At 71.4% G+C, this 16,998-nt stretch carries 14 protein-coding genes; 6 read left to right on the top strand and 8 right to left on the bottom strand.

Going from position 1 to position 16,998, the window contains the following annotated elements; all coding sequences use genetic code 11:
- Window positions 1-80 precede the first annotated feature (80 nt).
- Window positions 81-488: a VOC family protein gene (locus ABZ848_RS25065; RefSeq protein WP_360835355.1), complete on the top strand. Its 408-nt coding sequence runs from the start codon at window positions 81-83 to the stop codon at window positions 486-488.
- On the opposite strand, the gene ABZ848_RS25060 is transcribed toward ABZ848_RS25065, so the two are convergent.
- Window positions 485-1,153 carry a response regulator transcription factor gene (locus ABZ848_RS25060; protein ID WP_360835353.1) on the bottom strand — a complete coding sequence of 223 codons (669 nt, stop codon included), beginning with the start codon at window positions 1,151-1,153 and terminating at the stop codon, window positions 485-487. The two genes, ABZ848_RS25065 and ABZ848_RS25060, sit on opposite strands and share 4 nt — an antisense overlap.
- The gene (locus ABZ848_RS25055) at window positions 1,150-2,358 is read right to left on the bottom strand and encodes a sensor histidine kinase (RefSeq protein ID WP_360835351.1); all 1,209 of its coding nucleotides are present in this window, start codon (window positions 2,356-2,358) and stop codon (window positions 1,150-1,152) included. Before ABZ848_RS25055 ends, ABZ848_RS25060 begins: the two co-directional genes overlap by 4 nt.
- A gap of 250 nt (window positions 2,359-2,608) precedes the next feature.
- Between ABZ848_RS25055 and ABZ848_RS25050 the strand changes: the two genes are divergently transcribed.
- Entirely contained in the window at window positions 2,609-4,375 is a 1,767-nt protein-coding gene (locus ABZ848_RS25050) for a sulfatase-like hydrolase/transferase (protein ID WP_360835349.1), read from the top strand.
- A gap of 37 nt (window positions 4,376-4,412) precedes the next feature.
- On the opposite strand, the gene ABZ848_RS25045 is transcribed toward ABZ848_RS25050, so the two are convergent.
- Window positions 4,413-5,159: an IclR family transcriptional regulator gene (locus tag ABZ848_RS25045; protein ID WP_360835649.1), complete on the bottom strand. Its 747-nt coding sequence runs from the start codon at window positions 5,157-5,159 to the stop codon at window positions 4,413-4,415.
- A gap of 26 nt (window positions 5,160-5,185) precedes the next feature.
- The gene (locus ABZ848_RS25040) at window positions 5,186-5,611 is read right to left on the bottom strand and encodes a MarR family transcriptional regulator (protein ID WP_360835647.1); all 426 of its coding nucleotides are present in this window, start codon (window positions 5,609-5,611) and stop codon (window positions 5,186-5,188) included.
- A 188-nt stretch (window positions 5,612-5,799) separates the two neighbouring features.
- Between ABZ848_RS25040 and ABZ848_RS25035 the strand changes: the two genes are divergently transcribed.
- From ABZ848_RS25035 to ABZ848_RS25020, 4 genes are read left to right on the top strand one after another with little or no spacing between them, the layout of a single operon-like run.
- Window positions 5,800-6,717, top strand: a complete 918-nt coding sequence (locus ABZ848_RS25035; RefSeq protein WP_360835347.1) for an SDR family oxidoreductase — start codon at window positions 5,800-5,802, stop codon at window positions 6,715-6,717.
- Window positions 6,717-7,592, top strand: a complete 876-nt coding sequence (locus tag ABZ848_RS25030) for an amidohydrolase family protein (RefSeq protein WP_360835345.1) — start codon at window positions 6,717-6,719, stop codon at window positions 7,590-7,592. Before ABZ848_RS25035 ends, ABZ848_RS25030 begins: the two co-directional genes overlap by 1 nt.
- Window positions 7,593-7,602: 10 nt before the next feature.
- Entirely contained in the window at window positions 7,603-9,105 is a 1,503-nt protein-coding gene (gene menE / locus ABZ848_RS25025; protein WP_360835343.1) for an o-succinylbenzoate--CoA ligase, read from the top strand.
- Window positions 9,106-9,113: 8 nt separating this feature from the next.
- Window positions 9,114-9,569 carry a MaoC family dehydratase gene (locus tag ABZ848_RS25020; RefSeq protein ID WP_360835341.1) on the top strand — a complete coding sequence of 152 codons (456 nt, stop codon included), beginning with the start codon at window positions 9,114-9,116 and terminating at the stop codon, window positions 9,567-9,569.
- A 52-nt stretch (window positions 9,570-9,621) separates the two neighbouring features.
- On the opposite strand, the gene ABZ848_RS25015 is transcribed toward ABZ848_RS25020, so the two are convergent.
- The 4 genes from ABZ848_RS25015 to ABZ848_RS25000 are packed head-to-tail and all read right to left on the bottom strand — an operon-like array spanning window position 9,622 to window position 16,995.
- Window positions 9,622-11,313 carry a PHP domain-containing protein gene (locus ABZ848_RS25015; RefSeq protein ID WP_360835340.1) on the bottom strand — a complete coding sequence of 564 codons (1,692 nt, stop codon included), beginning with the start codon at window positions 11,311-11,313 and terminating at the stop codon, window positions 9,622-9,624.
- Between the two features lie 29 nt (window positions 11,314-11,342).
- Window positions 11,343-13,181, bottom strand: coding sequence for a LamG-like jellyroll fold domain-containing protein (locus ABZ848_RS25010; RefSeq protein WP_360835338.1), 1,839 nt, complete (start codon window positions 13,179-13,181; stop codon window positions 11,343-11,345).
- 56 nt (window positions 13,182-13,237) lie between these two features.
- Window positions 13,238-16,159 (bottom strand): glycoside hydrolase family 2 TIM barrel-domain containing protein, encoded by a 2,922-nt coding sequence (locus tag ABZ848_RS25005; RefSeq protein WP_360835336.1) that lies wholly within the window; start codon window positions 16,157-16,159, stop codon window positions 13,238-13,240.
- Window positions 16,156-16,995: a carbohydrate ABC transporter permease gene (locus tag ABZ848_RS25000; RefSeq protein ID WP_360835334.1), complete on the bottom strand. Its 840-nt coding sequence runs from the start codon at window positions 16,993-16,995 to the stop codon at window positions 16,156-16,158. The genes ABZ848_RS25005 and ABZ848_RS25000 overlap by 4 nt, the downstream gene beginning before the upstream one ends.
- Between the last annotated feature and the right edge of the window lie 3 nt (window positions 16,996-16,998).

Below are 16,998 nucleotides of genomic sequence, written 5' to 3'. Positions count from 1 at the left end.
ACTCACTCCTCGGAGGGAGGGAATCCCCCGGCAGGTCCGGGAGTTGATCCTTCCGTCCGCGCGATCCCGAAGGAGCCCGTATGTCCGAGGAGCCCGCCGTCCGTGAACTCCGACTGGTCGTCACCGCCGAGGACTACGACGAGGCCCTGCGCTTCTACCGGGACGTCCTCGGCCTGCCCGAGCGGGCCGCGTACTCCTCGCCCGACGGCCGGGTCACCATCCTGGAGGCGGGCCGGGCCACGCTGGAGCTGACCGATCCGAACCACGCCGACTTCATCGACCAGGTCGAGGTGGGCCACCGCGTCGCCGGCCACATCCGGGTCGCCTTCCAGGTCGCCGACTCCACCGCCGCCACGGCACGGCTGGCCGCCGCCGGAGCCGAGGTGCTCGCCGAGCCGACCCGCACCCCCTGGAACTCCCTGAACTCCAGGCTGGAGGCCCCGGGCGCCCTCCAGCTGACCCTCTTCGAGGAACTCGACACCCCCTAGGGGGCTCCCGGAGTCACCAGACCCGTCTCGTACGCGCAGATCACCGCCTGCACCCGGTCCCTGAGGCCCAGCTTGCTCAGGACGTTGCTCACATGCGTCTTCACCGTGTGCTCGCTGACGAACAGGGTCGTGGCGATCTCGGAGTTGGACAGGCCGCGGGCCAGCAGCCGCAGGGTCTCCGTCTCGCGGGCGGTGAGGACGTCCAGGCGCTCGGCGGGGACCTCCGCGGCGGCCTCCTCCCGGCGGCGGCGCACGATGTCCGCGACCAGCCGCCGGGTGACCGTCGGCGCGAGCAGCGAGTCGCCGGCCGCGACCACGCGCACGGCGTGCACGAGGTCGTCCCGGCGCACGTCCTTCAGCAGGAAGCCGCTGGCGCCCGCGTACAGCGCCTCGTACACGTACTCGTCGAGGTCGAAGGTGGTCAGCATGACCACCTTGCAACCGGACTGCGCGCACACCCGCCGGGCCGCCTCCAAGCCGTCCATCACCGGCATGCGGATGTCCAGGAGCAGCACGTCGGGCGTGTGCCGCTGCACCGCCGCGACCGCCTCGGCGCCGTCCCCGGCCTCGGCGACCACCTCGATGTCCCGCTGCGCCTCCAGGATCATGCTGAAGCCGCTGCGGACCAGCTCCTGGTCGTCGGCGACGACCACCCGGATGCTCACCCCGGGCCCCGCCGTCCACTGCCCGAACGCACCGCCCGTCTGTCGCCGGCCACGGGCAGTCGTACGACGACCCGGAAGCCGCCGTCCGGTCCGCGCCCGGCCTCCGCGCTGCCCCCGCAGGCGCCCGCCCGCTCCCGGATGCCGATCAGCCCGTGCCCGCCGCCCGGACCCGCCGGACCCCGGCCGTCGTCGGTCACCGTCAGCGTCAACGCGTCCTCCGTCCAGTCCAGTTCGACCGTCGCGCAGGTAGCGTACGCATGCTTCACGGTGTTGGTCAGCGCCTCCTGCACCACCCGGTAGGCGGCCACCTCGGCGTCCGGCGGCAGCGGATACGGCTCCCCCGTGTCCCTCAACTCCACGCGCAGGCCCGCGGATTCACCGACCTGCCGGACCAGCGCGGGCAGCGCGGCCACGCCGGGCTGCGGTGAAGTGCCGTTCCACTGCTCCTCCTTGAGGACACCGAGGATCCGCCGCAGCTGGCCCATCGCGTCCCGCCCGGCCGCCGCGATCGCGTCGAAGGAGGCCTCCGCGCGCTCCGGGTCCGAGCGCACCACGACCGGCCCGGCCTCCGCCTGCACCACCATCAGGCTCACCGCGTGGGCCAGGATGTCGTGCATGTCCCGGGCGATCCTGGCGCGCTCCTGCGCGATGGCCCGCGCGGTGTCCGCGGCCCGCTCCCGCTCAAGGCGCCGGGCCCGGTCCTCGACCTCGGCGGTGTAGGCGCGCTGGACCCGGGCGAGAGTCCCGAGGCCGTACGTGCACAGGACCGTCAGCAGGTGGAAGGCGTACTCGAAGGGCCGGGCACCCTCCTTGTGCTGCATGGTCAGGGTCACGCCGATCAGCCAGCCCACCAGCATGACCCGCCGCTGCCACGCGGGGGACCGGGCGGCCAGCGTGTACAGGACGACCAGACCGCCCCACACCACGTCCGGCGGCGGCGCGTGGTAGACCGCCATCGCCGGGGTCGCCACCGACACCGCGCACGCCGTCGCGAAGGGCGCCCGGCGCCGCCACACCAGCGGCGCCGCCGTCGCGGCGCCGAGCAGCCAGCCCTGCCAGGTCAGGCGGTCGTCGCCCTCGTCGGGGAAGATCCACTGCAGCGAGACGGCGAACAGGACCAGCGCGGCGAGCGCGGTGTCGACGACGTACGGATTCGCCGTGCGCAGCCGCGCGACGACCCGGGTGAACCAGGACGGCGGGGACATGGGCGGCTCCTGAGGGGGACGGGCCGTTCCAGTATCACCAGGGGCGCGCGGGCGGCGCCTCGCCGGTGAGAGGGATATCGCGGCCGCCGATCCTGATCGTTCCTTTGCCATGGAGGGGGAACCTCCGGCCCCGGGCGCCCCTCTGAAGAGATGCAACAGAGCGTTCACAGCGTGTGCATGGTCCTGGACCGACCGTCCTGATCATCATCGGTCCAGCAGCCGCATTCGCCGTCGTACCGGGGGACCCCGCATGCCCACTCGCCGCAGCGTCATCGCCGGTGCCGCCGCGCTCACGACGGTCTCGGCCTGCGGACCGGGCGACGAGGCCGGGCCCGCACCGGACGCTCGGCGGGCGGCGGCGCTGCCCGCCGCCCGGTCGTCGCCGGGGCGGCTCAACTTCGTGGTGATCCTCGCCGACGACCTCGGCTACGGCGAGCTCGGCTCCTACGGCCAGAAACTGATCCACACCCCGCGCCTGGACGCCCTCGCGGCCGAGGGCCTGCGCTTCACCGACGCCTACGCGGCCGCCCCGGTGTGCGCGCCCTCGCGCTGCTCGCTGCTGACCGGGCTGCACGGCGGGCACGCCACCGTGCGGAACAACCCGTGGGGGCCGGGCGGCCAAGGCGCCCTCACCGAGAAGGACTTCACCTTCGCCGAGGTGCTCCGGGCCCGCGGCTACCGCACCGGCCTGATCGGCAAATGGGGCTTCGGACCCAACGCCCCCGACCAGCCGAGCCACCCCAACGCCCGTGGCTTCGAGGAGTTCTACGGCTACCTCACCCACCACCACGCCCACGACTACTTCCCCGACTACCTGTGGCGCAACGGCACCCGAGAGGAGATCCCGGAGAACAAGGGCGGTGCCCAGCAGGTCTACGCCCCCGACCTCGTCTCCGAACGCGCCCTGAGCTTCATTCACACCCACCAGCGCGAGCCGTTCCTGCTGTACCTCGCCCCGACCGTGCCGCACGCCCCCAGCAAGGACCCGCACCTCGGCGCGTACGCCGACCGGCCCTGGACCGGCCCCAACAAGCGGCACGCCGCCCAGGTCACCACCTTCGACACCCTCGTCGGCGACATCACCGACAAGCTCACCGCGCTCGGCCTCGCGGACAACACGATCGTCCTGGTCACCAGCGACAACGGACCGCACGAAGAGGCCGGCACCGACCCCGAACTCTTCGACGGCAACGGCCCGTTGCGCGGCTTCAAGCGGAACCTGTACGAGGGCGGCATCCGTGTCCCGTTCATCGCCTGGTCCCCGCGGTACATCCCGGCCGGCACCACGGACCGGCCCACCCCGCTCACCGACCTGCTGCCCACCCTCGCCGACCTCGCGGGCGCGCCCGTCCCGACGGACGTCGACGGCCTGTCGATCGCCCCGCTGCTGCGTGGCTCCCGGGACGCCGCCCGCCACGACAGCCTGTACTTCTACCGCAACCACGCCGGCGTCACCGCCCGGCAGAACGCCGTCGACCACGGCCGGGGCGACCGCCTCGCCGAGGCCCTGCGCCACGGCGACCTCAAGGCGATCCGCTTCGCACCGGGCCAGAACCGCCGCGCCCCCGACGACCAGTGGGACGTGGAGCTGTACGACCTCGCCAAGGACCCCGGCGAGCAGCACGACCTCGCTGCCGCCCTGCCCGCCCGCGCGGACGAGCTGGTGAAGGTGATGCGCGCGTCATGGGCGCCGGAGTACCCACGCAGGCCCTTCGGCGTCACCCTCGAAGTCACCGGTCACGGAACCGAGTTCACGGTCACCGCAACCCTCGCCAACGGCTCCGCCAAACCCTGGATCACACCCCGGCTCACCCTCGGCACACCCACCGGCTGGAGCATCCGCGCCCTCGACCCGCTCACCACCTCCCGCCTCCCGGCGGGCGACCACCTCACCACCCGCTGGCACGCGACCCGCGCCCAGGTCGCGACAGCCACGACGCTGGTCTGCCGGGCCACGGCCCAACTCGGCGACGACGAGCTGACGTTCACGGCGACTGCCGGGATCGGGGGCGGGTGAGCGGGACACGGCCGGGACCCGCCCGGTTGGTCGGCGCCTACTCCGGCCGCCACCCCAACGCCCGCGATATCCCCCGCGCCGCGAGCCGTACCGCCGGGACCAGTACCGGGACCTGGGCGTCGGCCTGGGGTACCACCACCGACACCGCGGCCACCACCGCGCCGCCCGGGCCGCGTACCGGGGCCGCCACCGACAGCGCGTCGTCCGTGACCTGGCGGCTGCTCACCGCGACGCCCGTGCGCCGTACGTCGGCCAGCACCCGGCGCAGCCGCCCCGGGTCGGTCACGGTGTACGGCGTGAAGGACTGCAGCGGACCGGCGCAGTACTCCTCCTGGGACCCGGCGTCCCCGTGCGCGAGCAGCGCCAGTCCCACGCCCGTCGCGTGCAGCGGCCAGCGCGCCCCGACCCTGATGTGCACGCCCACCGCCGAACGCCCCGAGATCCACTCGATGTAGACGACCTCGCCGCCGTCCCGCACCGCCAGCTGCACGTTCTCGTGGGTCGCCTCGTACAGGTCCTCCAGATACGGCAGCGCGATCTGGCGGAGGGCCAGCCCGCGTGGTGCGAGTGCCGCGACCTCCCACAGCCGCAGCCCCACGTGGTAGACGCCGGACCCGTCCCGCTCCAGGGCGCCCCACTCGGTGAGCGCGGTGACCAGCCGGTGCGCGGTGGTGAGGGTCAGCCCGGCCCGCCTGCTGATGTCCGTCAGGGACAGCGCCGGATGCTCGTGGTCGAACGCGGCGAGCACGGCCAGCAGCCGGTCGGGCGCGGAGCGGGCGGCCATCTCGTCCCCTCGGGCATGCGTGGTCATCACCCCAGCCCGTCCTCCGCGATCCGCAGCAGCAGCGCGTGCAGCGTCTCGCGTTCGGCCGGGTCGAGCGGCTCGAAGAGCTCACTCGTCGCGCGCAGGCCCGCCTCGTCGGTGTCGCGCAGGAAGGCGCGGCCGTCCTCGGTGAGGACGACGATGCGGCTGCGGCGGTCGTCGGGGGAGGGGCGGCGCTCGGCGAAGCCCAGCTTCTCCAGGTCGTCGACGAGGCCGACGATCGCGCTCGGGTCGTAGCCGAGGCGCGTGCTCAGTTCGCGCTGCAGGGCACCGTCGGAGGTGGCGAGGAAGCGCAGCACCGCGTAGTGCCGCAGGCGCACCCCCGACTCCTGCAGGAACGCGTTGAACAGCTGCCCGGAGCGCAGGCCCAGGCGGTAGAGCAGGTAGCCCGTGTCCGCGTGCAGCCCGCGCATCCACGGCTCGTCCACGTCGATGGGCTTCGGGGTGGCGTGCTGGCGTGTGATGGCGGACTCCCTGTGCTCGTTGCGTCCTGGTGATTCCAGCATGACGTACCCATAGGTCGCCAACAACTATTGACGTCAACAATTATTGCTCTTAGCTTCGATCTCGAAGCCGCACCCCATGCGAAAGGGACCCACCCGTGCCCAGCATCGATCTCACCGGCAAGGTCGCCGTCGTCACCGGCAGCGGCCGGGGCCTCGGCCTCGCCTACGCGCACGCCCTGGCCGCCCACGGCGCGTCCGTGGTCGTCAACGACGTCGACGAGGCCGTGGCCGAGGCGGCCGTGAAGTCCATCGCCGAGGCGGGCGGCACCGCCGTGGCCGAGGTCGTCCCGGTCGGCACGACCGAGGCCGCCGAGCGCCTGGTGAACCGGGCCGTGGCGGAGTTCGGGCGGCTCGACATCCTGGTCACCAACGCCGGCATCCTGCGCGACAAGGTGCTGTGGAAGATGACCGACGAGGACTTCGACGCGGTGATCACCACTCACCTCAAGGGCACCTTCACCTGCGCCCGCGCCGCCGCCGTACGCATGCGTGAGCAGGGCGAGGGCGGCACGCTGATCCTGGTCGGCTCCCCGGCCGGCCAGCGCGGCAACTTCGGCCAGACCAACTACGCCGCCGCGAAGGCCGGCATCGCCGCCATGGCCCGTACCTGGTCGATGGAGCTGGGCCGCGCGAACATCACCGTCAACGCGATCGTGCCGGTCGCCGCGACCGCGATGACCGAGACGATCCCCGCCTTCGCCCCCTACGTGGAGGCCCTGAAGAACGGGCAGCCCTTCCCGGACTTCCTGCGCAAGGGCGAGGGCTTCGGCACCCCCGAGGACTGCGCGGCCCTGGTCCCCTTCCTCGCTTCCGAGGCGGCCCGTGGCATCACCGGCCAGGCCATCGGCATCGGCGGCGACAAGGTGGCACTCTGGTCCCATCCGCAGGAGATCAGGGCGGCGTACGCCGACGGCGGCTGGACCCCGGACAGCCTGGCCGACGCCTTCCCGACGTCGGTGGGCGCCGAGCTCCAGTCGGTCGGCATCCCGGCGCCGAAGTTCCCGGAGGCCTGATGAACATCGAGGAACTGGTCGCGATCGACGTCCACACCCACGCGGAGGTCTCCTCCAAGGGCCACTCCTCCCTGGACGACGACCTGCACGACGCCTCCTCCGCCTACTTCAAGGTCGAGGGCAAACGGAAGCCGACGCTGGAGGAGACGGCCGCGTACTACCGCGAGCGGAAGATGGCCGCCGTGATCTTCACGGTGGACGCCGAGTCCGCGACCGGCACCGCGCCCGTCCCGAACGAGGAGGTCGCGGAAGCGGCGGCCGCCAACTCCGACGTCCTCATTCCCTTCGCCTCCATCGACCCCTTCCGCGGCAAGGCCGGCGTCAAGCAGGCCCGGCGCCTGGTCGAGGAGTACGGGGTGAAGGGCTTCAAGTTCCACCCCAGCATCCAGGGCTTCTTCCCCAACGACCGCTCGGTGGCGTACGACCTCTACGAGGTGATCGAGGAGACGGGCACCATCGCCCTCTTCCACACCGGCCAGACCGGCATCGGCGCCGGGGTCCCGGGCGGTGGCGGCATCCGCCTCAAGTACTCCAACCCCCTCCACGTGGACGACGTGGCGGCCGACTTCCCGCACCTCAAGATCATCCTGGCGCACCCGTCCTTCCCCTGGCAGGACGAGGCGCTCGCCGTCGCCACGCACAAGCCGGGCGTGCACATCGACCTGTCCGGCTGGTCGCCGAAGTACTTCCCACCACAGCTCGTGCAGTACGCGAACACCCTGCTCAAGGACAAGGTCCTCTTCGGCTCCGACTTCCCCGTCCTCACCCCCGACCGCTGGCTCGCCGACTTCGAGAAGCTGTCGATCAAGGACGAGGTCAAGCCGAGGATCCTCAAGGAGAACGCCGCCCGCCTGCTCGGGCTGACCAAGCCATAAGGGGCCGTAGATGCGCAATGAGGGACTGGGTTCGTGGCCCGCACGCCGGGCCCGCAAGACCCCGCACCGCACCGCCCTGATCCACGGCGGCACCTCGCTCACGTACGCGCAGCTGTACGACCGCACCACCCGCCTCGCCCACGCCCTGCGCTCGCGCGGCATCCGGCGCGGCGACCGCATCGCCTACCTCGGCCCCAACCACCCCTCCTACCTGGAGACACTGTTCGCGGCCGGCACGCTCGGCGCGGTCTTCGTGCCGCTCAACACCCGGCTGGCCGGGCCGGAGATCGCCTTCCAGCTCTCCGACTCGGGCGCGAAGGCGCTCGTCTACGGCCCCTCGCACGCGGGACTGGTCGCCGGGCTGCCCGGCGACACCGATGTCCGGGCGTACGTCGAAGTGGGCGCCGAATACGAGGAGTTGCTGGCCTCGGCCGCAGCCGAGCGGATCGATGAGCCGGTCGTCGCCGACGACACCTGCATCATCATGTACACCTCGGGCACGACGGGCCGTCCCAAGGGCGCCATGCTCACGCACGGCAACCTGACCTGGAACGCCGTCAACGTCCTCGTCGACACCGACCTGATCGCCGACGAACGGGCCCTGGTCTCCGCGCCGTTGTTCCACACGGCCGGCCTGAACATGCTGACGCTCCCGGTGCTGCTCAAGGGCGGCACCTGCGTCCTGGTCGAGGCCTTCGACCCGGGCGCCACCTTCGACCTGATCGAACAGCACCGGATCACCTTCATGTTCGGGGTGCCGACGATGTTCGAGCAGGTCGCCCGCCACCCGCGCTGGGCCGACGCGGACCTGTCCTCCCTGCGCATCCTGACCTGCGGCGGCTCCCCGGTGTCGACGCCGCTGATCACCGCGTACGGGGAGCGGGGTCTCACCTTCCTCCAGGGCTACGGCATGACGGAGGCGTCCCCCGGCACCCTGCTGCTGGACGCCGAGCACTGCGTCAGCAAGGCGGGCTCGGCGGGTGTCCCGCACTTCTTCAGCGATGTGCGGGTCGTACGGCCGGATCTGGCGCCCGTCGACGTCGACGAGACCGGCGAGGTCGTGATCCGTGGCCCGCACGTCATGCCCGGCTACTGGGGGCTGCCCGAGGAGACCGCCGCCTCCTTCACCGACGGCTGGTTCCGCAGCGGGGACGCGGCCCGGATCGACGAGGACGGCTACGTCTTCATCGTCGACCGCATCAAGGACATGATCATCTCCGGCGGCGAGAACATCTACCCCGCCGAGATCGAGGACCTGCTCCTCGCCCACCCGGACATCGTCGAGGCCGCGGTCATCGGCGTGCCCGACGACAAGTGGGGCGAGGTGCCGCGCGCGGTCGTCGTGCCGCGCGAGGGTGCCTCGGTCGACCCCGACGAGGTGCTGGCCTCCCTGTCCGGCCGCCTCGCCAAGTACAAGATCCCGAAGTCGGTGGTCCTCGCGGACGAACTCCCGCGCACCGCCTCCGGAAAGCTCCTCAAGTCCCGTGTGCGCAAGCGCTACGGCAACCAGTAAGGAACCCCATGAGCCTCACCGTGAACGGCCTCGACGAACTGAAGAAGCTCGCCGGCAGCGACCTCGGCGCCAGCGAGTGGATCGAGGTCACCCAGGAGCGCATCGACACCTTCGCCGACGCCACCGGCGACCACCAGTGGATCCACGTGGACCCCGAGAAGGCGGCGGCGGGTCCCTTCGGCGCCCCCATCGCGCACGGCTACCTCACCCTCTCGCTCTTCATCCCCCTGTTCACCGAGCTGCTGGACGTCCAGGGCGTCACCACGAAGGTCAACTACGGCCTGAACAAGGTCCGTTTCCCCTCGCCGGTGAAGGTCGGCTCCCGCATCCGGCTCGTCGGCAGGCTCGCGGACGTCGAGGAGGTGCCGGGCGGGGTGCAGATCACCGTGGACGGCACGATAGAGATCGACGGCGGCGGGAAGCCCGCCGCCGTCCTCCAGAGCCTGTCGCGGTTCTACGCCTGACGGCAGGAGCGGACCGCCGCCCGGCGACGGCGACCCGTGATCCGACGCTTCGTCAGGCGCCCGCCACATCGACGAAGATCGGGTTGGAGTAGAACCAGGTGTCGGCCCACGGGTCGCCGTCGCCGGGCGTGTGCGGGATCGGACCGTTCGGGTCGATCGAGGCGCCCAGGTAGCCCGCGCCGTGCCGCTTGCCGTCGCTGCCGCGCAGCCGGACGTAGAAGGACTCGTCCCCGGCGGTCAGCGGGACGCGCAGGGTGTACGTGCCCTTCCGGCCCGACACGTCCTTCGTCTGGACGACCCTGGTGTCCGGCGCCTGCCAGCTGTCCCGGTCGCTCACCGCGCCGCGGACCGCGCCCCGGATCACGTCCACGTGCGCCAACTGGGGCAGGATTCCCTGGGGGTTGGCCCGCGAGGCGGTCGTGACGGTGACGTACAGCGTGATCTTCTCGCCCTTGCGGACCCGCAGCCGGCCGCCGAGCGTCACACCGCGGCCGAGGTCGCAGTCCCGCTTCAGCCGCACGTCCAGGCCGTCCAGCAGGTGCCCGTGGTCCACCCAGACGCGGCCCGCGCGCAGGCCCGCCATCACCGCGCGGTAGCCGTAGCGGGTCACACCGACGTGGGTGCGGCTGAACTCGCCCGGCCAGAAGTCGCTGCCGGGCTGCGGGGTGTCGGTGTTCACCGGGTCGGGCAGCTTGCCGGTGTTGTCGAAGTTCTGCCCGGCCTGCCAGTCGCCGTTCTTCCACGTGTCGAAGACCGTGCGGTGGTTGTCGGAGTTCGTGGTGATCGTGAACAGGCGGCCCTCCGCCAGCATCGCGTCCCACAGGCCGCCGACCGTCGCCGTCGCCCAGTCGAAACCGCCGTACGTGAGGTACGCGTCCGCCGGGTAGCCCGCCCACGACTGGGCCGACGGCTTGTTCTCGTACTCGCCGCGGATGGACGTGTTGCTGCGCCAACCGGGGATGGCCGCGCCCTGGGCGCCCGGCGCGCCCTCCATGCCGATCATGATCTCGGGGGCCGCGTCCCGCCAGTTGCGCATCTCGTGCGGGGAGTCGATGCCGAGGCGCAGCGGGTGGTTCGCCAGCACCAGGACGTCGTCGACGTAACCCGAACGGCGCTGCTCGGCAAGCCACTTGATGGCCTTGACGGCGTGCGCCTCGTTGCGGGCGGTGTCCGTGCCGGTGGCCGAGCCGTCGGTGTAGCCGAGCAGCTTGCCGTCGTAGGCCAGCTCGAACTGGGTGAGGAGGTCGGTCTCGTTGGGACCGGGGGCGGCGAAGATCGTGCAGTGCTCGGCGGCCGGGATGTACCACTCCAGGCCCTGGAAGATCAGCTGACGCGGGTTCTCGGCGCGGGCCTTGAGGATCTCCGCGTGCTCCATCTTCGCGCCGTAGTAGGCGTGCCCGAAGTTGGAGTGCTCGTTGAACACCATCCAGTCCAGGCCGTACTTGGCGGCGGCCTGCGCCTGCTGGGAGAACGTGTACTTGGCGTCGTGGCTGTAGACGGAGTGCACGTGGTGGTCGCCGACCAGGTAGGCCAGGCGCGGGTCGTCGCCGCCGAAGCCCTTCCCGTCGGAGGAGGAGGAAGGGGAAGACGCGGCGAACGCGGGCGTGGCCGCCGAGCCGAGGGCGAACGCGGCGCCGAACAGGCCCGCGCGGCGCATGAGTTGACGCCGGGACACACCCTGGGCGTCGAGGTCGGCGGGGGAGACGGACGGGTCGGCCCAGGCGGGCAGCTGCTGCTCGGTCATGATCTTGGAAAGGTCCTCTGGGAAGGGCGTCAGTGGGTCATGAAGGAGGTGACGGGCAGCGCCCGCGAGACGATCCGGACGTCGCCGAGGCGGCCGTGCAGGATCTGGTCGATCTGGTCGGCGTAGGTGTAGCCGCCCAGCAGCCACGGCTCTCCGACCGAGGTGATCCCGACGGCGGACGCCTTCGGGTTGCGGACCACCGGGCAGCCCTGGACGTACATCGTGGTGTGCCTGCCGTCGTTGACGACGGCGAGGTGCCACCAGGTCTCCAGCGGAGTCTCCTGGCCCCAGTTGGTGGCGATGCCCTCCTGGTTCAGCGGGCGCATGGCCCACTGCGGCTCGCGGTCGTTCGACAGCGACAGGGTGGCGAGCGGCTCGTCGGGGTCGTCGCCGGTCTTGCCCGCCGCGCCGCCCGTGCCCCGCCGACTGACCAGTCCCGCCCAGGCGTTGTGGTCCGGGTCCCAGTCGGCCGGCATCCGGTAGAACACCTCGATGGTGTAACCGTCCTTGAACACCGCCGAGTTGAGCGGCGCCTTGTCGACCGTCTGCAGATAGGCGCCCTTCAGCGGCGACTTGTAGCCGGTGAACTCCAGGCTGCCGTGGCCCGGTTGATCCGGGTGGTGGTCCGCAGACCAGCCGAGCGTGCCGCCGCCCACCGACACCACGGTGAGGTCGTTGCCGTTGCCGGACAGGTCACGGACCGTGCCGGAGACCGCCGAGTCGAAGCGCCAGTACGCGGCCGTGCCCCGGACCAGCAGCTGCGAGGCGGGCCGTGCCGGACGCGCCGGCACCGGGTCGAAACCGGCGAAGCGGTCCGCGAAGTCGATGTCGACGGAGAAGCGGTCGGCGTCGCCGCTGAGCTCGATCTCCTGCCGCTCCAGCTCGTTCAGGCCCTTCTTCGCCCGGCCGAGGATCCACGGGGAGACCGTCTCGACGTCGATGACGTTCCGGTCCAGGTCGAAGCGGTAGAGGCGGATCATCGCCGCGCCGCCGAAGTAGCGGTTCTGGTAGTTCGTCAGGTGCAGGTGGACGTCGTTGCCGGCCGCGTTCTTGCGGGTCGCCCGCCCGGCCGGCCAGTAGTGGCCGTTGAGGGTGAGGAAGATCTGGTCGTGGTCCGCGACCAGCTGGTCCCACAGCTGCCGGCCGTAGGACGACAACTGGTCGTCCTCGACGACGAGTTCGTGCGTGGTGAGGATCACCGGCGTCTTCGGGTGCCGGGCGAGGACGTCCTTCGCCCAGGCGTAACCCTTGTCCGACAGCCGCCAGTCCAGCGCGAGCACCATCCACTCGCGCCCGGCCGCCCGGAACAGGTGGTAGGTGTTGTAGCCGTCGTCGGACGCCCCGCCGAACGTCTTCCTCCCCTTGAAGCGCTGCGGCCCGAACGCGTCCAGGTACGGCGTCGCACCGCGCTGGTCGGTCGTCGAGGACTTCACGTCGTGGTTGCCTGCGAGCACGCTGTAGCCCACGCCCTTGCGGTCCAGCAGCTCGAACGCCTCGCTGATCGCGGCGAACTCGGCCGTGGCGCCGTTCTGGGTGAGGTCGCCGAGGTGGGACAGGAAGACGATGTTCTCGCCGGACTCGTCGCCCTGCTCCAGGAGATAGCGCAAGGAAGCCTCGACCGGTGCCTTGTCGATGCTCGGCCCGTCGAAGAGGTACTGGGTGTCCGGCATCACCGCGAGCGTGAAGCGGCGGCTCGTGGAGTCGGGCCGCCAGCCGCTCGCGGTCGCGGGCGCCGCCTCGGCCACGGCCGGCAGGGCGACCCCGGCGGTGGCGGCGGCGCCGAGCAGCGCGGTGGCCCGGAGGAAGCTGCGTCTTCCGGCATCGGCCTGCGCGGCCTCGCCCTGGTTGTGGTCATGCGAAGTACACACGTGTGCTCCGTGAGAGGTGACATGAGCGGGGAAAGGCGCGGGGGGTTCGCGGGGGATTACAGAACGCGCAGGGTCCAGCTCCAGCGGTGGACGCCCGCCGCGATGCGGTACTCGGGGAAGGTGTCGGGGCCGCACGACGCCGTGCCCAGGCCCCGGTGCGCCGCGTCCAGGTGCACCACGCACCCGGCCCGCGGCACAAGCTCGTCGTGATGCGTGGCGGCCGTCAGATCCGCGGCGCGGTGCCGGGTGACGGAGACCTGACGCGGTTCGTCCAGCTCGACCGCGAGACCGGTGGCGTCCGGCGCCGACAGCCTGAACCGCCGTACACCGTGCCGCCCGCCGCTCTCCTGCGGACGCAGATAGGGGGTGAACAACTCGTCGACGGGCAGGGAGTGATGGCCGACCGGCGCGCCCGCGCTGCGGTCGGGATACGACTCCCAGGGCCCCTGCCCGAACCACTCCAGCAGGTCCAGGCCCGGCGCCGTCTCGAAGACGGACCCGACCCGCGCCACGTCGTCGAACTCGGCCGGCAGCTCGGCCTCCTCGTCGATCCGCACCCCGCCCTCGACCGGTGTCAGCACCTGCCGGTGCCGTACCACCCCGACCGTGCCGGCGTACTCGGCGACCACGGTCACCCGGCCGCCGTCCTCCCGCACCGACACCACCTTGCGGACCAGCGAGTCCAGCCCCCAGGTCCGCCAGCGCAGCGCCATGCCGCCCAGCTCGTCGTTGTCGGTGGGCGCCCGCCACAGGGACAGCGCGGGGGCGGCCGCGAGCAGCGGGTGGACCAGCAGGCCCTCGCCGTCGACCTCGACGGGCCGGTCCACGGCGGTGTCCTCGCGCTCGGCGGGCCCGCGCAGCCGGATCTGCGGCACGCACACCTCGGTGCCGGCCGGCGCCCACGGCTGGTCCTCGGCCACGGTCACCCGCAGCGTCAGCCAGACCTCGCCGCCGTCGTGCGGCACCTCGAAGGGCAGCGGGACCGCGGCCGTCTCACCGGGCCGCAGACCGGGCAGTTCGGCGGGCGCGGTCAGGGTGCGCCCGTCGGCGAGCGCCAGCTCCCAGGTGCCGGACAGCCAGTCCAGGCCCCGGAAGTGCTGGTGGTTGCCGAGCACGACGCCCTCGTGCTTGAAGCACTCGATGCGCACCGGCGCCGCGATCTCCCGGTGCTCGTACAGGGAGGGCTTGGGGGTGCGGTCCGGGAAGACCACGCCGTCGGCGATGAAGGCGCCGTCGTGGATGGTCTCGCCGAAGTCGCCGCCGTACGCCCAACGATGTCCGGGCGCGGCGACACCGTTGTCATACAGTCCGGCGCCAGTGCGCCCGACCGGTCTGCCGTCGCTCACGCGTTGCAGAATCCCGTGGTCCCAGAACTCCCAGATGAACCCGCCCTGAAGACCTGGCGTGGACTCGATGGCGGCCCAATGGTCCGCCAGCGTGCCGTTGCTGTTGCCCATGGCGTGGGAGTACTCGCACTGGATGAGCGGCCTGGTCTGCCGCCCGGACAGGGCGTGCGCGACGCAGTCCTCCAGCGGCGCGTACATCGGGCAGGCGATGTCGGAGCAGTCGTCGGTGGCCGCCCAGTCGAGCTTGGCGGCGCCCTCGTACTGGATCGGCCGGGTCGGATCGTGCCGCCGCACCCATCCCGCCGCCGCGTCATGATTGGCGCCGTAGTCGGACTCGTTGCCCAGGGACCAGATGATGATCGAGGGGTGGTTCTTGTCCCGCAGCACCATCCGCGAGACCCGGTCCACGAAGGCGTTGAGATAGCGCGGGTCGTCGGCGATCTCGTGCGCGTGGTCGTGCGACTCGACGTCCGCCTCGTCGACCACGTAGAAGCCGAGCTCGTCCGCGAGGTCGTACAGCGTCGGGTCGTTCGGGTAGTGGGAGGTGCGGATCGCGTTGAACCCGAAGCGCTTCAGCAGCACCAGATCGGCGCGCATGTCCTCGTACGACACGGTCCGCCCGGTCAGCGGATGGAAGTCGTGCCGGTTCACGCCCCGGATGTACACGCGCTCACCGTTGACCAGCAGGTCCCGGCCGCTGATCTCGACGTCGCGGAAGCCGATGCGCTGGTACGAGGTGTCGGCGACCGTTCCGTCGGGGCGGTGCAGCCGGACGGTGAGGTCGTAGAGCTCCGGCGTCTCGGCGTTCCAGGTGCGGACCTCGGGCACGGTGGCGTGCAGCCGGGCCTCGCCGAGGAAGTCGGAGACGCGGTCGTCCTCGATGTTGACGCGGTCGAACTCGGCGTCCTGGGCGAGGAGTTCACCCTCCAGCTCGCCGCTGACGTACCACCCGGAAGGCAGCGCCCCGCGTGTGTCCCGCACCCGGCAGTCGACGCGCAGCTCGCCGTCGTACCCCGCCCGGACGGTCACGTCGGCGAGGTGCAGCGGGTCGGTCGCGTACAGCAGCACGGACCGGGTGATCCCGCCGTGCCACCACTGGTCCTGGTCCTCGATGTGCGAGGCGTCCGACCACTTGACGACGGTGAGCCGGACCACCGACCGCTCGCCCGGCCGCACGACCTCGCTCAGGTCGAACTCGGCGGCCAGATGGGAGTCCTTGGAGATGCCGACGGGCCGCCCGTCCACGTGCACGAGCAGCACGCTCTCGGCGGCCCCGACCTGGAGCACGATCCGGCGCCCGGCCCACTCGGCGGGCACGTCCACCTCACGCTCGTACACGCCCGTCGGGTTGGCGTCGGGCGAGCCGGGCGGGAAGTCCGGGAACGGCATCCGGACGTTGGTGTACTGCGGCAGGTCGTCCGTGCCCTGCATCGTCCAGACGCCGGGGACGTACGACGACCCCCAGTCACCGCCGACCGGCGCGTCCGGCGCGGACAGCAGCTGGAAGCGCCAGTCGCCGTCCAGGGGCAGTGCGCCGGAGCGCCGGCCTGTGGCGTTCATGGGCAGCCGCCCCCAGGAGGTCACCTCAGGTGCCTCCCAGGGGCGGAGGGCGAGCAGGGGATACCTCGTCATCCGCGAACCGCTCCCTTCGCGAGGTCGCCGATGATCTGCTTGGCGCCGATCGCGAAGACGATCAGCAGGGGGATGAGGGCGAGCAGGGCTCCGGTCATCACGATTCCGTAGTCGGTGGTGCCGTGCGTGCCGTTGAGCTGGGACAGCGCGACCTGGAGGGTCACGTTGTTCGGGTTGGTCAGGGCGATCAGGGGCCAGGCGAAGTCGTTCCACTGGCCCATGAAGGTGAAGATGCCGAGGAAGGCGAGGCCCGGCCGGACCACCGGGAGCGCCACGTGCCAGTACTGGCGCAGGAAGTTCGCGCCGTCCAGCTTGGAGGCGTCGAGCAGCTCGTCGTGGATGGCGGACTTCATGTACTGGCGCATCCAGAAGATGCCGAAGGCGTTGGCCGCGGCCGGCACGATCAGCGCCGTCATCGAGCCGATCCAGCCGATCTTCGCCATGATCACGAACTGCGGGATGACCGACAGCTGCGCCGGCACCATGAAGATGACCATGAGCAGCCCGAACAGCACGTTCTTGCCGGGGAACTCGAACTTGGCGAAGACGAACGCCGCGAGCGAGTCGAAGAGCAGCACCAGGAAGGTCACCGACACCGCGACGATCAGCGAGTTCCACATCGACCCGAAGAAGTCGACGGCGTCGAACAGGTTGCGGACGTTCTCCAGGAAGTGCGTGCCCGGCAGCAGCTTGGGTGGGTAGGAGAAGATCTCCGACGAGCTGTGCGTCGACATGATCACGGCCCAGTAGAACGGGAAGGCCGAGATCAGGGTGCCGAGGATCAGCGGGAGGTGCAGCGCGATCCCTCTGCGGCGGGACCCCTTGATGGAAGACATGGC

Source organism: Streptomyces sp. NPDC047081 (assembly GCF_040643775.1).
GTDB lineage: Bacteria > Actinomycetota > Actinomycetes > Streptomycetales > Streptomycetaceae > Streptomyces.
The sequence above is the reverse complement of the archived record's forward strand: the minus strand, read 5'-3'. Positions and strand labels throughout refer to the sequence as shown.

Excerpts from the sequence above, each read along its gene's own strand:
- ABZ848_RS25055 (WP_360835351.1), bottom strand. The coding sequence starts at position 2,358 with ATGTCCCCGCCGTCCTGGTTCACCCGGGTCGTCGCGCGGCTGCGCACG.
- menE (WP_360835343.1), top strand. The coding sequence starts at position 7,603 with ATGCGCAATGAGGGACTGGGTTCGTGGCCCGCACGCCGGGCCCGCAAG.
- ABZ848_RS25005 (WP_360835336.1), bottom strand. The coding sequence starts at position 16,159 with ATGACGAGGTATCCCCTGCTCGCCCTCCGCCCCTGGGAGGCACCTGAG.
- ABZ848_RS25045 (WP_360835649.1), bottom strand. The coding sequence starts at position 5,159 with ATGGCCGCCCGCTCCGCGCCCGACCGGCTGCTGGCCGTGCTCGCCGCG.
- ABZ848_RS25050 (WP_360835349.1), top strand. The coding sequence starts at position 2,609 with ATGCCCACTCGCCGCAGCGTCATCGCCGGTGCCGCCGCGCTCACGACG.
- ABZ848_RS25015 (WP_360835340.1), bottom strand. The coding sequence starts at position 11,313 with ATGACCGAGCAGCAGCTGCCCGCCTGGGCCGACCCGTCCGTCTCCCCC.
- ABZ848_RS25065 (WP_360835355.1), top strand. The coding sequence starts at position 81 with ATGTCCGAGGAGCCCGCCGTCCGTGAACTCCGACTGGTCGTCACCGCC.
- ABZ848_RS25030 (WP_360835345.1), top strand. The coding sequence starts at position 6,717 with ATGAACATCGAGGAACTGGTCGCGATCGACGTCCACACCCACGCGGAG.
- ABZ848_RS25040 (WP_360835647.1), bottom strand. The coding sequence starts at position 5,611 with ATGCGCGGGCTGCACGCGGACACGGGCTACCTGCTCTACCGCCTGGGC.
- ABZ848_RS25000 (WP_360835334.1), bottom strand. The coding sequence starts at position 16,995 with ATGTCTTCCATCAAGGGGTCCCGCCGCAGAGGGATCGCGCTGCACCTC.
- ABZ848_RS25020 (WP_360835341.1), top strand. The coding sequence starts at position 9,114 with ATGAGCCTCACCGTGAACGGCCTCGACGAACTGAAGAAGCTCGCCGGC.